This is a genomic window from Kitasatospora sp. NPDC059973, from assembly GCF_042737525.1.
Lineage (GTDB): Bacteria > Actinomycetota > Actinomycetes > Streptomycetales > Streptomycetaceae > Kitasatospora.
Genome location: NZ_JBHWUI010000081.1, coordinates 25,204 through 39,571, shown reverse-complemented (window position 1 = coordinate 39,571; position 14,368 = coordinate 25,204). Strand labels below are relative to the sequence as shown.

12 protein-coding genes are annotated in these 14,368 nt (G+C 74.9%); 6 read left to right on the top strand and 6 right to left on the bottom strand.

Annotation, left to right across the window (positions count from 1 at the left end; all coding sequences use genetic code 11):
• The first annotated feature begins 339 nt into the window (after nucleotides 1-339).
• Together ACFWA9_RS22305 and ACFWA9_RS22300 are read left to right on the top strand one after the other, a co-directional pair.
• Nucleotides 340-1,509 (top strand): exonuclease SbcCD subunit D, encoded by a 1,170-nt coding sequence (locus tag ACFWA9_RS22305; protein ID WP_380389177.1) that lies wholly within the window; start codon nucleotides 340-342, stop codon nucleotides 1,507-1,509.
• On the top strand, nucleotides 1,506-4,556 hold the full coding sequence (locus ACFWA9_RS22300; RefSeq protein WP_380389175.1) for an AAA family ATPase: 3,051 nt from the start codon (nucleotides 1,506-1,508) through the stop codon (nucleotides 4,554-4,556). The genes ACFWA9_RS22305 and ACFWA9_RS22300 overlap by 4 nt, the downstream gene beginning before the upstream one ends.
• Nucleotides 4,557-4,623: 67 nt before the next feature.
• Here ACFWA9_RS22300 and ACFWA9_RS22295 read toward each other — a convergent pair whose 3' ends face one another.
• The gene (locus ACFWA9_RS22295) at nucleotides 4,624-4,845 is read right to left on the bottom strand and encodes a hypothetical protein (RefSeq protein ID WP_352291126.1); all 222 of its coding nucleotides are present in this window, start codon (nucleotides 4,843-4,845) and stop codon (nucleotides 4,624-4,626) included.
• 254 nt (nucleotides 4,846-5,099) lie between these two features.
• On the opposite strand from ACFWA9_RS22295, the gene ACFWA9_RS22290 reads away from it, so the two are divergent.
• On the top strand, nucleotides 5,100-5,786 hold the full coding sequence (locus tag ACFWA9_RS22290) for a DUF1990 family protein (RefSeq protein ID WP_380389173.1): 687 nt from the start codon (nucleotides 5,100-5,102) through the stop codon (nucleotides 5,784-5,786).
• A 91-nt stretch (nucleotides 5,787-5,877) separates the two neighbouring features.
• Here ACFWA9_RS22290 and ACFWA9_RS22285 read toward each other — a convergent pair whose 3' ends face one another.
• Nucleotides 5,878-6,315 carry a YjbQ family protein gene (locus ACFWA9_RS22285; protein WP_329490552.1) on the bottom strand — a complete coding sequence of 146 codons (438 nt, stop codon included), beginning with the start codon at nucleotides 6,313-6,315 and terminating at the stop codon, nucleotides 5,878-5,880.
• A 254-nt stretch (nucleotides 6,316-6,569) separates the two neighbouring features.
• The gene (locus ACFWA9_RS22280) at nucleotides 6,570-6,836 is read right to left on the bottom strand and encodes a hypothetical protein (protein ID WP_329490551.1); all 267 of its coding nucleotides are present in this window, start codon (nucleotides 6,834-6,836) and stop codon (nucleotides 6,570-6,572) included.
• Between the two features lie 794 nt (nucleotides 6,837-7,630).
• Between ACFWA9_RS22280 and ACFWA9_RS22275 the strand changes: the two genes are divergently transcribed.
• The gene (locus tag ACFWA9_RS22275; protein ID WP_380389171.1) at nucleotides 7,631-9,829 is read left to right on the top strand and encodes a CDP-glycerol glycerophosphotransferase family protein; all 2,199 of its coding nucleotides are present in this window, start codon (nucleotides 7,631-7,633) and stop codon (nucleotides 9,827-9,829) included.
• Between the two features lie 181 nt (nucleotides 9,830-10,010).
• On the opposite strand, the gene ACFWA9_RS22270 is transcribed toward ACFWA9_RS22275, so the two are convergent.
• Complete coding sequence (locus tag ACFWA9_RS22270) at nucleotides 10,011-10,223, bottom strand: EF-hand domain-containing protein (RefSeq protein ID WP_329490549.1); 213 nt, start codon at nucleotides 10,221-10,223, stop codon at nucleotides 10,011-10,013.
• Between the two features lie 237 nt (nucleotides 10,224-10,460).
• Here ACFWA9_RS22270 and ACFWA9_RS22265 point away from each other — a divergent pair, with 237 nt between their 5' ends.
• Nucleotides 10,461-11,129, top strand: coding sequence for a lysophospholipid acyltransferase family protein (locus ACFWA9_RS22265; protein ID WP_359804277.1), 669 nt, complete (start codon nucleotides 10,461-10,463; stop codon nucleotides 11,127-11,129).
• 41 nt (nucleotides 11,130-11,170) lie between these two features.
• Here ACFWA9_RS22265 and ACFWA9_RS22260 read toward each other — a convergent pair whose 3' ends face one another.
• Both ACFWA9_RS22260 and ACFWA9_RS22255 read right to left on the bottom strand, forming a co-directional pair.
• The gene (locus tag ACFWA9_RS22260) at nucleotides 11,171-12,988 is read right to left on the bottom strand and encodes an ABC transporter ATP-binding protein (RefSeq protein WP_329490547.1); all 1,818 of its coding nucleotides are present in this window, start codon (nucleotides 12,986-12,988) and stop codon (nucleotides 11,171-11,173) included.
• Between the two features lie 222 nt (nucleotides 12,989-13,210).
• Nucleotides 13,211-13,984 (bottom strand): SDR family oxidoreductase, encoded by a 774-nt coding sequence (locus ACFWA9_RS22255; protein WP_329490546.1) that lies wholly within the window; start codon nucleotides 13,982-13,984, stop codon nucleotides 13,211-13,213.
• A gap of 189 nt (nucleotides 13,985-14,173) precedes the next feature.
• Here ACFWA9_RS22255 and ACFWA9_RS22250 point away from each other — a divergent pair, with 189 nt between their 5' ends.
• Nucleotides 14,174-14,362: a hypothetical protein gene (locus tag ACFWA9_RS22250; RefSeq protein ID WP_329490545.1), complete on the top strand. Its 189-nt coding sequence runs from the start codon at nucleotides 14,174-14,176 to the stop codon at nucleotides 14,360-14,362.
• Nucleotides 14,363-14,368: the final 6 nt, after the last annotated feature.

Here is a 14,368-nt window from a genome sequence, read left to right as displayed (position 1 = left end):
GCGCCGCATCGCGCGCCGGGCGCGCCCACCGGCCGCCGGGCGCCCGGGCCGGTCCCGCCCGACCGGCTCAGGCACGGCGGACGCCGACACGACAGGCACGGGCACGGACCCGGGCACGACGGACCCGACCGCGGGGCGGCCGTCGACGTTCGGGGACTGCACGGACATGGGTCCTCCCAGGGGCTCGTGCCGCCGCCCCGGGCTCGGAGCGGCCGGCGATCGAGAACATACACACCGTCACTGACAACGCACCCTGAGCGATCGGCCGGAGCCCCCGAGGACGGGTGTGACGCCCGATCCGGCCCGCGTTGTCAGTGCCGGACGTTATGGTCGGGGACCATGCGACTGCTGCATACCTCCGACTGGCATCTCGGGCGCTCCTTCCACCGGGAGAGCCTGCACGACGCCCAGCGCGCCTTCCTGGACCACCTCGTGGCGGTGGTCCGGGCCGAGCGCGTCGACGCCGTGCTCGTCGCCGGCGACGTGTACGACCGCGCGCTGCCCGGTCTGGAGGCGGTCGCCCTGTTCGACGACGTGCTGCACCGGCTGGCCGACCTGGGCGTGCCGACGGTGTTCATCAGCGGCAACCACGACTCGGCCCGCCGGCTCGGGGTGGGCGCGGGCCTGATCGGCCGGGCCGGCGTCCACCTGCGGACCGACCCGGGCGAGTGCGCGGTGCCGGTCCTGTTGGCCGACGAGCACGGGCCGGTCGCCGTCTACGGGCTGCCCTACCTGGAGCCGACGCTGGTCCGGGAGCGCTTCGGGCTGGCGCGCGGCGGCCACGCGGCGGTGCTCGGCGCGGCGATGGACGCCGTCCGGGCCGACCTCGCGAGCCGCCCCGCGGGCACCAGGTCGGTGGTGCTGGCACACGCCTTCGTCACCGGCGGCGCACCCAGCGACAGCGAGCGGGACATCGCGGTCGGCGGAGTCGCCTCCGTCCCCGCGTCCGTCTTCGACGGGGTGGACTACGCCGCGCTGGGCCACTTGCACGGCTGCCAGACGCTCGCCCCGCACCTGCGCTACAGCGGCTCGCCGCTCGCCTACTCCTTCTCCGAGGCCACCCACCGCAAGACCATGTGGCTGGTCGACCTCGCGGCGGACGGCTCGGTCGCCGCCCAGCGGATCGACTGCCCGCGGCCGCGGCCGCTGGCCCGCCTGCGCGGCCACCTCGACCAGCTGCTGACCGCCCCGGAGCACGCCGAGCACGAGCGGTCCTGGGTCCAGGCCACCCTGACCGACCCCGGCCGCCCGGCCGAGCCGATGGAGCAGCTGCGCCGGCGCTTCCCGCACACCCTGCAGCTGCTCTTCGATCCCGAGGAGAGCGAGGCCACCGCCTCCCCCTCGTACGCGGCCCGGGTCAGCGGCCGGGCGGACCTGGAGATCGCCGAGGGCTTCCTGCGGCACGTGCGCCCCGGCGCCGAGCCGGACGCGGACGAGCTCGGCTGGCTGCGCGAGGGCTTCGAGACCGTCCGGGAGAGCGACGACCGCAAGGCGGAGCTGCCCCGATGAGACTCCACAGCCTCACCGTCACCGCCTTCGGACCGTTCGCCGGCACCGAGACGGTGGACTTCGACGCGCTCGCCTCCGGCGGGCTCTTCCTGCTGCGCGGGGCCACCGGCGCGGGCAAGAGCAGTGTGCTGGACGCCGTCTGCTTCGCCCTCTACGGCGAGGTGCCCGGCGCCAGGCGGGCCAGCCGGCTGCGCAGCGACCACGCCGAACCGCTGCGGCTCACCCAGGTCCGGCTGGAGCTGACGCTCGGCGGGCGGCGGTTGGAGATCACCCGGCTGCCCGAGCAGCTGCGCCCCAAGAAGGTCGGCCGGGGGACGACCGTCGAACGCGCCCAGACGCTGCTGCGCGAGTGGGCCGCCGACAGCGGCGACGGCACGCCGGGCTGGCGGGCGGTCAGCAAGTCGCACCAGGAGGCCGGGGAGGAGATCCACCGGCTGATCGGGATGAGCCGGGAGCAGTTCTGCCAGGTGGTGCTGCTCCCGCAGGGGGACTTCGCCCGCTTCCTGCGCGGCGACTCCGAGGAGCGCGGCAAGCTGCTCAGGCGACTGTTCGACACCGAGCGGTTCCAGCACGTCGAGGCCTGGCTGGCCGAGCAGCGCCGCTCCCAGGAGGCCGCCGTCCAGACCGGCCGCCGGCGCCTGCGGGACTTGGCCAGCAAGGCCGAGCAGGCGGCCGGTCCGCAGGCCGAGCCCGCCGCCGGCTGGGTGCCCACCGAGGAGGAGTCGGCGCACCCCGCCGCGGACCTCACCGCCGGGGTGCTCGGCTGGGCCGCGATCCTGCGCGGCGGCGCCGCCGAGCAGCTCGCCGTCGCCGAGTCCGCGCTGGCCGGCGCCGAGGCCGGCCATCGCCGGGCCCAGGCGGACCGCGGGAACGCGGAGGAGCTGGCCGGCCGGCAGCGCCGCCACCGGGAGGCCGCCCTGGAGGCGGCCCGCCTCGCCGAGGGCGCACCGGCGATGGAGCGTGACTCCGCCAGGCTGACGGCCGCCCGGGCGGCCGTCGGGGTGGAGTCGCTGCTGCACCTGCGCGAGGCCGCCGAGGCCGCCCACCGGGCGGCCCACGAGGAGGAGCGCCGCCAGCGCGCCGCGCTGGCCGGCGCCCCGGACGGCGAGGGCCCGGCGCTGGCCCGCGCGGAGGCCGAGGAGCTGGCGGCGGCCGAGCACCGGCTGCGGGCCGAGGTGGTCCGGCTGGAGACGGCCCGGGCCGAGGAGCGGCGCTGCGCGGAGTTCCGCCGCGAGCAGGCGTCGCTGGAGGCCGACCGGCGGCGCGCCGAGGAGCTGGCCGAGGAGGCCGCCGACTGGCTGGCCGACTTCGACGGCCGGCTCGCCACGCTCCAGGAGGAGCAGTCCGCCGCCCGGGCCGCCGGTGCCCGGGTCGAGCAGCTGGACGTCCGGCAGGCCGAGCTGGCCGGGCGGCTGGCCGCCGCCCGCCGCCGGGACGAGCTGCGGGCATCGATCGCCGTGGCCGAGCCCCGGGCGCTCACCCTGCGCACCGAGGCGCTCGACGCCCGCGAGCACAGCCAGAACGTCCGCGAGCGCCGACTGACCGGCATGGCCGCCGAGCTGGCGGCGCAGCTGCGGTCGGGCGAGGCCTGCCGGGTCTGCGGATCGCCCGAGCACCCGGAGCCGGCCCTCCCGGCGAGTGGCCAGGTCGGCGCGGAGGAGGAGGACGCCGCCCGGGCCGCCCAGGCGCGGGCCGAGCAGGCGGCCGACACCGCCGAGCGGGAGCTGGCGGGCCTGCGGGTGAGCGAGGCGACCGCCGCCGGGGCGGCCGGGCCGGAGAGCGTCGCGGCCCTGGCCGAGGCGCTGGGCGCGCTGGAGCGCGAGCACCGCGAGGCGCTGCGGGCGGCAGAGGGCCTCGACCCGGTCACCCGGGAGCTGGAACGCCTGGCCCAGGACCAGGCCCGCCAGCTCGCCGCACTGCGCGACGCCGGTGAGCGCGCCGCCGCGCTGACCGCCCGGATCCAGACCCTCGGCAGCGAGCAGGAGGAGCTGACCCGCCGGGTGACCGCGGCCCGGGGCGACGCGGCGTCGGTGTCCGCCCGGGCCTCGGCGCTGGCCGGCCTCGCCGGGAGCGTGGCGGCACTCGCCGGAGCGGCCCGGGCCTGCACGGACGCGGCGCTGCAACGGAAGAAGGCCGAGGACGAGCTGGCCAGGGCAGCCGTCGCGGCCGGGTTCCCGAGCCCGGAGGAGGCGACGGCCGTCCTGCTGCCCCGGGAGGAACGCGAGCGGCTGGAGGCCCGGCTGACCCGGCACCGCTCGGCGCTGGCCGCGGCGGAGCGGGAGCTGGCCCGGCCCGAGCTGGCCGTGGCCGCCGGCCGCCCGCCGGCCGATCTGCCCGGCACCCAGGCCGAGCTGCTGGCGGCCACCGACCGGCTCCGCCGGGCGCACGCCGGCCACGAGGCGGCGCAGGCGCGCTGCACGGCACTGGCCGGGATCGGGCGGCAGCTGGCGGAGCTGGCCGCGTCACTGGCCCCGGCCCTGGACCGGTACGCCCGGATCAACCGGCTGGCGTCCGTCGCCGCCGGCACCTCCACCGAGAACCGGCTGCGGATGCGGCTGGAGTCGTACGTCCTGGCGGCCCGGCTGGAGCAGGTGGCGGCGGCGGCGAGCGCCCGCCTGGTACGGATGTCGGGCGGCCGGTACACCCTGGTCCACAGCGACGGCCGGGGCACCGGCAACAAGCGCTCGGGCCTCGCACTGCGGGTGGTGGACGCCTGGACCGGCACCGAGCGGGACACCTCGACGCTCTCCGGCGGCGAGAGCTTCTTCGCCTCGCTCGCCCTGGCGCTCGGTCTCGCCGACGTGGTCACCGACGAGGCCGGTGGCATGCCGCTGGACACGCTCTTCATCGACGAGGGCTTCGGCACGCTGGACGAGCAGGCGCTGGAAGAGGTGATGGACGTCCTCGACGGCCTGCGCGAGCGGGACCGCGCGGTCGGCATCGTCAGTCACGTCGCCGATCTGAGGAGCCGGATCCCTGCGCAGCTGATGGTCCGCAAGGGCCGCCGGGGCTCCACCCTCGCGCTCGCCGGGCGGGAGGACGCCTGAGGGGAGGCCCGGGGACCGCGGGGCCCGGGGCGCCACGGCCGCGCCGGGCCCGGTCGGGTGCGCTCCGTCAGCCGGAGCAGGCGATCCGCTGCGCCTGCTGCCAGGTGCAGACCGGGCAGAGCGTGACACCGGGGTGGTCGGCGGGCAGTTCGGTCGGCTCCCCGCACAGCACGCAGTCCGCGCGCGGCCCGGTCAGCTCCGGGTCGTGCGTCAGGGCGGCCTCCGGCCCGGCGCCACCGGGGGCGAGTGCGCAGACCGGGTCCGTTTCGTTCTTCACCGCTTCGCTCATGCCGCCTTGATACTCCGCGCCCCCACCCCTCGGCAAGGCCGGCCCCGGCCGGACGGGCCCGGAGCGCTGGGCGGACGGCCCCGCCGGCCGGGGCCGGGGCACCGGCGGCCGGGCGGGCGGAGCCACCGAACCAGGACCCGCGCCGCCCAGGCCCGGCCGGACGGGCCCGAGGCGCCGCGAGTGCCAGGGCGGGCGACCCGTCCGCCCACCCCCACCCCCCGTCCCGACGGCCGGGCCCGGTTACCGTGAGGCCCATGCCCGCCTCCTCCGCCTCCCCCGTCTCGCTCCACCGGCGGTTGCTCGCCGCTCGCGCCGCCGCCCCGACCTACCCGGAGGTGGGCGCCACCCGCGAGGCCCGGCTCCCCGAGGGCTACGCCCAGTTGCGGCGGCGGATCCACCTCGGGCACGGTCCCGACGTCCTGGAGCGGGCCGGGCGGTACGTGCTCGGCTGGGGCAGCCAGCTGGGCAGCGGCTTCGCCGTCCATCCGTACGCGCCGGCCGAGGAGGGCGCGACCGTCCTGCTGCGGCTGAGCCTGCCCGGGTTGCGGCGGCCCCGGCTGGTGATCCCCTGCCGGGTGGTGTGGACGGTGGACGAGCCGGACCGGATCGGCTTCGCCTACGGCACCCTCCCCGGGCACCCGGAGTGCGGCGAGGAGGCGTTCCTGGTGACCATGGACACCGCGGGCGAGGTCTGGTTCGAGGTGACCGCGTTCGCCCGGCTCGCCTCCTGGTACGCGCGGCTCGGCCGCCCGGTGGCGGTGCTCTGCCAGTACCTGGCCATCGAGCGCTACCTCTCCGCCGTCGCCACGGCGGCCTCCCCCACCGGGGCGGCCACCCCACCGGAAGCCACGCCACAGGCCCCCGGCAGGAGGGCCGGGCCGACGACGACCCCGATCCTCCCCGCACCCGGCCGGACCGACGGCCGCACGGCCACCCGATAGCCGACCCGCCGACCACGACCGCAGCCGGCCACCCCGCCGGAGGCCACGCCACAGGCCCCCGGCGGGACGGCCGGGCCGGGGTGCGGCCCGGTCAGCCCAGGAAGGAGAGCCGGACCGTCCGGCGCGGGTTGTCTCGGTTGGTGTCGATCAGGACGACGGACTGCCAGACGCCGAGCGCCAGTTGGCCGCCGATCACGGGCAGGGTGGCGTGCGGGGCGACCAGGCCCGGGACGACGTGGTCGCGGCCGTGACCGGGGCTGCCGTGCCGGTGACGCCAGCGGTCGTCGGCGGGCAGCAGTTCGCGCAGCGTCGTGAGGAGGTCGTCGTCGCTGCCCGAGCCGGTCTCCAGCACGGCGATTCCGGCCGTGGCGTGCGGCACGAAGACGTTGAGCAGGCCGTCACGGCCGGCTGCCCGGTCGTTCAGGAACTCGGCGCAGCGGTCGGTGATGTCGAGGGCGACCTCGTGGCTGCCCGTGGTGATCTCGAAGGTGGTGGTGTGGAAGGGCGTGGAGTGGATGTTGTCCGCCATGAACGCCATCCTCACGTACCGCCGGGGGCACCGGGGCCCGCCTCGCCGACTCGCCGTGCTGGTGGGGGCGGGGGGCCGCACGGTGGACGGTTCGGGCTGCTCCCGGCCGGGCGGCCGGCCGCGGGCCCGGTAAGGGCCCAAGGGCTTGGGCCCACGGAGCCCGAGGTCGGCCGAAGGACCCCGGGTACGCCGAAGACCCGGCGGTCCCTGAGGTCCGCCGGGTCGGATGCCGGTGGGCGCGAGGGCTTGAGGCCCTAGCCGCGACCGCCGAACAGGCTCCGCCGCAGCCGGCGCAGCGGCGCCAGCAGCGACACCCGCGCATGGCGACGCGGCTCGGTCGGGGCACTGGAGCCGCGCGGCGTCAGTTCCCTTATCAACCCGAGTGCCTCGGCGGTGTCCACCGCCGGGAGTGCGGGCGCGCCGAGCACTGCCAGGTGACGCTCGATCCGACGGCCGGTCGCGCCGACGCCGCACTGGATCGCCGGCACGCGGGGCCGGGACCGCACTTGCATGTGTTCCATCAGTTTTTCCCACCCCTACGAGGCGCCAGGGCCGTGAGGCGAAGACTATCCGTGACAGACGGCCTTCGCGCAACCGTCCTGGTGTGCTGCCACCGTATCGTGCGGCGTCAACTGACGCCGCACCAGGGGCCGCCCGGAGCGGTTACGACTGAGCATCAATGATGGTGCACGACCGGCCGCGCGTCACGGGTGCCTCGGGGGTACGCGCCCGGCGCTTGCCGGGGAGGCACGCGCCCGGCATGCGGGATCACCGTCGATCACGACCGGCGGGGCCCGGACGCGACCGGCGGTCGCCCCGCACGCCACCGGAGCGCCACCGACCACTCGGACGAGACAGTTCAGAAAGTGAACACAATCGAGGGATTGACGTGGGGGAAACCTCCAAGCAATATCTTCATCGACCGCGCGAACACGGATCCCGCTCAAGCACCGCTCAATCGTGCGTTCGACTGATGAAGAACTCCGGCTCCCCCGAGCCACTGCCCGGCCACCTCGACGCTGCGGTGGCCAGGCCCGGGAGGCGCTGGGACGGGCGGCCGGCCGTGAGGGTCGGCCGGGCCGCCACCAGGCTGCCGGTGCCGCCCCGTACGGGGCCCGGCACCGGCGGTTCCGGGTCCGCGGACGGCCTCCGGTACGGCCCGGTACCGAGGCACCGGACCGGACCCCGCCCCCACGCTCCCGCGACGCATCTCACACCCCCGCGCCCCCGCCCGGCACCGCGCACCGCACCACCACCCCGTGCCCCGACCCCGCGCGAATCCGCTCCCCGGCGGCGCTCGGTAGACTCGGCCAGCGTGCCAGTCCTCCTCAGCATCGTGCTCCCGGTCCACGGAGTCGAGCGCTACCTGCCCCGCTGCCTCGACTCGATCCTGGAAGCCACTCCCCGCGGGGAGTCGCGCTTCGAGGTGATCGCGGTCGACGACCTCTCCCCCGATCGCTGCGGCGCGATCCTGGACGAGTACGCCGCCCGCGACCCGCGGTTGCGCGTGCTGCACCTCACCGAGAACCAGGGTCTCGGCGGCGCCCGGACCGCCGCCCTCCCCGAGGTGCGCGGCGAGTACGTCTGGTTCGTCGACAGCGACGACTGGCTGCCGGACGGCACCGTCTCCGCGCTCCTCGACGAGCTCGCGCAGGAACGCGCCCGCGAGACCCCGGCCGACGTCCTGCTCACCGACTTCACCCACGTCTACCCCGACGGCGGGACCGAGCCGAACCCCTGGCGCCACGTCCTGGTCGGCTCGCCGCTGGCCGACGGCTGCACCCTCGCCGAGCACCCGGCGCTGTTCCGGACCGTGATGTCGGTGTGGAACAAGGTCTTCCGCCGCGACTTCCTGCTCGGCCTCGACGTCTCCTTCGGGCGCGGCTTCTACGAGGACATCTCGGTCACCTACCCGGCCCTGCTGGCCGCCGGACGGCTGCGCTACCTCGACCGCGTCTGCTACTTCTACCGGCGCGGCCGCCCCGGGGCGATCACCAGCACCGCCTCCCCCAAGCACGCCGACGCCTTCGCCCAGTACGACGCGATCTTCGCGTTCCTGGACCGCCCGGACCGGCCCGGCCGCCCGGTGCCGGACACCCTGCGCACCCTCGTCTTCGAGCGGACCGTCCAGCAGGCGCTGACCGTCCACGACACCCCGGGGCTGGTCCCGGCCGGGCTGCGCAAGGACTTCTTCCGGCGGATCGCCGAGCACTTCACCCGCCACCGCCCGGCCGGCTACCAGTTCCCCGGCGGCCTGCGCGGCGTGCAGTTCCGCCTGGCGGCGCGCGGCGCCCGGGTCGCCTACGCGGAACTGCGCCGCACCGGCCGGCTGCCGCGCGAACTCAAGCGGGGGGCGCGGGCCGTCGCCCCGGCGGTGAAGAAGGGGGTGCGCAGCGGCGCCCGCTTCACCGCGTACAACGCGTTCCGCCGGCTCCCGCTGGACGAGCACCTGGCGGTCTACGCGGCGTACTGGCACCGGGGTTACGCGTGCAGCCCGGCGGCGATCTACGAGAAGGCCAGGGAACTCGCCCCGGACGTACGGGGCGTGTGGGTGGTGGAGAACCGCAAGCAGGCGGCCACGCTGCCGGCCGGGGTGCCCTACGTGATCGTCAACACACCGGCCTACCTGAAGGCGATGGCGACCGCCAAGTACTTCGTGAACAACGTCAACTTCCCGCGCACCATGGTGAAGCGGCCGGGGACGGTGCACGTCCAGACGCAGCACGGCACGCCGCTGAAGGCGATGGGGATGGACCTCCGGGACCACCCGGTGGCCGCCGACGGGATGGACTTCGACCGGCTGCTGGAGGCCGTCGACCGCTGGGACTTCCTGGTCTCCTCCAACCCGCACACCAGCGAGCACTTCGCCCGGGCCTTCCCCGGCCGCTACGAGATGCTGGACACCGGCTACCCGCGCAACGACCGGCTGGCCGTCAGCACGCCGGCCGACGTGGCGGCGATGCGCGAGCGGTTCGGGCTGGCACCGGACACCACGGCGGTGCTGTACGCGCCGACGCACCGCGAGGGCCGGGGCGGGTACGTCCCGCTGCTGGACGTCCGCGAGCTGGCCCGGCGGCTGGGCCCCGGCTTCACGCTGCTGGTGCGCACGCACTACTTCCACACCGGGGGCCCGGGCGACTTGGCGGCGGGTGAGGACGCGGCCGCGATCGTGGACGTCTCGGCGCACCCGACCGTGGAGGACCTCTACCTGGCGGCGGACGTCCTGGTCACCGACTACTCCTCGATGATGTTCGACTACGCCGTGCTGGACCGGCCGATCGTGGTCTTCGCGCCGGACTGGGAGGAGTACCGGCGGGTGCGCGGGGTCTACTTCGACCTCTTCGCGGAGCCGCCCGGCGCGGTGACGGTGGATGCCGACGGCCTGGCCGCGGCGCTGCTGGCCGGCGACCCGGAGCCGGCGGCGCGGGCGAAGTTCCGCGAACGGTTCTGCCCGTGGGACGACGGCGGGGCGAGCGAGCGGGTGGTCCGCCGGGTGTTCCCGACCCGGGCCTGAGCAGGCGCCGGCCGGGCCGCCCGGAAGGCCGGACCCGCCCGGAGGGCCGGACCGACCGGCCCGGGAACGCGGCGGGCGGGACCCCGGGAATCCCGGGGCCCCGCCCGATGCGGGCTCGGCCCGGTACGGACTCGGCCCTGAACGGGCTTCGGCCCGGTACCGGCTTCGGCCCGACGCCGGCTCAGCCCTGACGCGCGGCGAGGAACTCGTCGAAGGTCAGCTCGCCGTCGTGGTTGGTGTCCATCTGCTTGATGATGGCCTCGGCCATCGAGATCGACGTGGTCAGGTCGCCGAGCTCGCGGGCGACCTTCGCGTACTCGACGGCGGTGATCCGGCCGTTGCCGTTCACGTCGTACTTGTCGAACGCCGCGCGGATGGTGTCGACGTCTGCCATGGGTGGCCCCTCCTGAGGAACTGCATGCCTGCGATGATCCGCATGACTGCTGATGTGCGTTTCCGACGGCCGTACCCTACCCGGCCGTGGTGAGCGCCACGGTTGGCGGGAGTGGACGGGCTCGGGGGTGGGTGTCGTAGTCTGCGGGTCTGATCCCGGCCCGGCCGGGGAACGAACGCCGATCGTCGTCTGTTCAGGCCCGGGCTCGTCTCGGGCGCGCTCGTCCTGGGAGGGACCATGCTCGATCTCGTCACCAAGCTGGTGCTGAAACCGCTCGCGCGGGGGATCTGGCGGCCGACCATCGAGGGCCTGGAGAACGTGCCGCGCAAGGGCGGCGTGATCCTGGCCAGCAATCACCTCTCCTTCATCGACAGCGTGGTGATCCCGCTGACCGCGCCGCGCCGGGTGCACTTCCTGGCCAAGGCCGAGTACTTCACCGGTACCGGGATGAAGGGCGCGCTCTCCAAGGGCTTCTTCGAGGCGATCGGCGCGGTGCCCGTCGAGCGCGGCACCTACCGCTCCGCGCAGGCCTCGCTGGAGTCGGCCCTGGAGATCCTGGAGGACGGCAAGGCCTTCGGCATCTATCCCGAGGGCACCCGCTCGCTCGACGGCCGCCTCTACCGCGGCAAGACCGGCGTGGCCTGGCTGGCCCTCACCGCCGGCGTCCCGGTGGTGCCGGTGGCGCTGGAGGGGCCCGACCAGATCCTGCCGATCGGCAAGCGCGTCCCGCGCCTGCGCAAGGTGACGGTCCGCTTCGGCGAGCCGCTGCACTTCGACGAACTGCACGGGCAGGCCCGGTCGCTCAAGGCCCGCCGGCAGGTCACCGACGAGGTGATGCGGGCGATCCAGCAGCTCTCCGGCCAGGAGATCGCGGAGACGTACAACGAGATCCCCAAGGCCGCCTGACCGTCACCCGAGCCCGGGCCGCGGACCGGCCGCCCCGGCGGCTACCGCTTTTCGAGCACCGGGACCGGCGCCTCACGGCGCAGCAGGGCCGCGTACCGGCCGTCGGCCTCGACCAGTTCGTCGTGGGTGCCCTGTTCGACGACCTCGCCCCGGTCCAGCACGACGATCCGGTCGGCGGCCCGGACGGTGGAGAGCCGGTGGGCGATGGTGATGGTGGTGCGGTCGGCCGCGAGGGTGTCGATGGCCTGCTGGACGGCCTGCTCGGTGCGGTTGTCCAGCGCGCTGGTGGCCTCGTCCAGGATCAGCACGGGCGGGTTGCGCAGAACGGTCCGGGCCAGCGCGAGACGCTGCTTCTCCCCTCCCGAGAAGCGGTAGCCGCGCTCCCCGACCAGGGTCGCGTAGCCGTCCGGGAGTCCGGCGATGGTGTCGTGGATCTGCGCGGCCCGGGCGGCGGCGACGAGTTCCTCGTCGGTGGCGTCCGGCTTGGCGAAGCGCAGGTTGTCGGCGACCGAGGCGTGGAAGAGGTAGGTCTCCTGGGAGACCACGCCGACCGCCCGTGACAGCGAGTCGAAGGAGAGCTCGCGGACGTCCACCCCGTCGATCGTCACCCGGCCGCCGGTGACGTCGTAGAGGCGGGGGACGAGGTAGCTGAGCGTGGTCTTGCCGGAGCCGGTCTCGCCGACCACGGCGAGCGAGCTGCCGGCCGGGACCTTGAGCTCCACCCCGGCGAGCGTGGGCCGCTCCTGCTCGGGGTCGTAGCGGAACTCGACGCCCTCGAAGCGGACCTCGCCGCGGATCTTCTCCAGGACGGTCGGCCGCTCGGGCTCGGCGATCTCCACCGGGAGGTCGAGGTACTCGAAGATCCGCTGGAACAGCGCCAGCGAGGTCTGCACCTGGACACCGGTGGAGAGCAGGCTGATGGTCGGGCGGAACAGGCCCTGCTGGAGCGAGACGAAGGCGACCAGGGTGCCGACGGAGACGATCGGCGAACCGCCGGCCGAGGCCAGTCCGGCCGCCCAGTAGATCACCGCGGGCATCGCGGCCATCACGATCTGGATGGTGTTCATCCGCCAGCGCCCGGCCATGCTGGAGCGCACCTCCAGCTCGGCCAGCCGGTCGGACTGCCCGGTGAAGTCCGCGGCGAGCGAGTCGGAGCGGCCCATGGTGCGGCCGAGCAGGATGCCGCTGACCGAGAGGGACTCCTGCACGGCCGAGCTCATCGCGGCGAGCTGCTTCTGCCGCTCACCGGTGATCTTCTTGCGCTCGTTGCCGACCCGGCGGCTGATCCAGACGAAGACCGGCAGGAGCAGCAGCGAGACGACGGTGAGCCGCCAGTCGAGCGCGACCATCGCGACCACCGAGGCGATCACGCTGGTGAAGTTGGAGACCAGCGAGGTGGCGGTGGAGGTCACGGTGGACTGCATGCCGCCGATGTCGTTGGCGATCCTGGACTGCACCTCGCCGGTGCGGGTGCGGGTGAAGAACGCCAGCGACATCCGCTGGAGGTGGCCGTAGACGGCGGTGCGCAGGTCGTGCATCACGCGCTGGCCGACGGTGGTGGAGATCAGCGTCTGCAGCACGTTGAAGATGCTGTTCACCACGGCGGCGGCGATCATGCCGAGCGCGAGCAGGCTGAGCAGGCCGGTCCGGCCCTGCGGGATGGCGGTGTCCAGCACGGCCTTCAGCAGGAACGGCGTGACCACCGAGACGACCGCGGAGGCCGCCACCAGCACACCGACCACGGTGAGCCGGCCGGAGTACGGGCGGAACAGCGCGAGGATGCGGCGCCACTGGGCCGGCGGGCGGGGCTCTCCCTCGGCCTGGGCGGGCGGGGTCCAGCTGATGCCGTCGGGCCTCAAGGGCGGGCCTCCTGGGGTCGGACGCGCGGGCGCGCGGCGGGCACGGCGCCGCAGGGGGCTGCGGCGGGCGTGGTGGGCGTGGTGGACACGGCGGTCGGGCGGCCACCGGCATAGCGAGGATAGCTCATAGTTAGCTAAGCTAATAGTGAGACTGCTCCTATTCCCATGGCCGCCCCTGGGGGCCGGTGCCACCCGACCCCGCCCGCCCGCCGAACCGGTTCGTCAGTCGGTCCGGTACGTCCGCGCCGCCTTCGAGGAGACCCCGCCGAGCTTGCCAGACGGCAGCACCCGGGCGATCGCGACCGCGAGCTTGTAGCGCTTGCTCGGCACGGAAAGCGAGCGGCCGCGCGCCAGGTCCCGCATGGCCTCGGCGACCACCCGCTCGGCGGACAGCCACCCCCAGGAGGGGATGTTGCCGGTGCCCATGCCGGCCCGCTCGTGGAACTCGGTGTGGGTGAAGCCCGGGCAGAGCGCCATCAGCCGCACGCCGGTGCCGCCGAGGTCGCGCATCACGCCCTGGGTGAAGCTCACCACCCACGCCTTGCTGGCCCCGTACGTGCCGCGCGGCAGGAACGCCGCCACCGAGGCGACGTTGACGATCGCGCCGCGGCCGCGCTCGCGCATGCCGGGCAGCGCCGCCGTGGTGAGCCGCAGGATCGCCTCGACGTGCACCTTCAGCATGTCCAGCTCGTCCTGGAGCGGGACGGTCAGGAAGGCGCCCTTGTTGCCGAAACCGGCGTTGTTCACGAGCAGGTCCACCGGGTGGGCCGGGTCGGCCAGCCGGGTCTCGACGGCCGCGATACCGGCCTCGGTGGCGAGGTCGGCGGTGAGCACCTCGGTGTCGATGCCGAACTTCGCCCGCAGGTCGGCGGCCGCGCGCTCCAGCCGCTCGGTGTCCCGGGCCACCAGGACGAGCCGGTAGCCGCTCCGGGCGAGCCGGCGGGCGAACGCGGCTCCGATGCCGGCGGTCGCGCCGGTGATCAAGGCAGTGGTCATGCAGCGACCGTATCTACTCGCGGGTATCCGCGACACCCCGGGCGCTCTCGCTGCGCGCCGGTGAGCTACCTCTCGGTGACGGTGGTCACGGAGCGTACAGCGGTGGCGCCGGATGGTTCGTGCTCCTATGGTCGATGAAGGGGGGCATCGCCGGACCAGGCGTTGGAACTTCGATGAGGAGGCACTCAGATGCTTACTCAGACCACGCGGACGACGCTCGCCACCCAGGCCGAGCTCGACGCACTAGGCATGTTGATCACGGAGGACGAGGCGACCGTCAGCGACGCGCCCACGTACCGCCCCGAAGCCGCCGCCCTGCTGCTCCTGGCAGGAGCGCTGCTGCTGTCGCCGAAGCCGCCGAAGGAGAAGACCCGGTAATTCGGG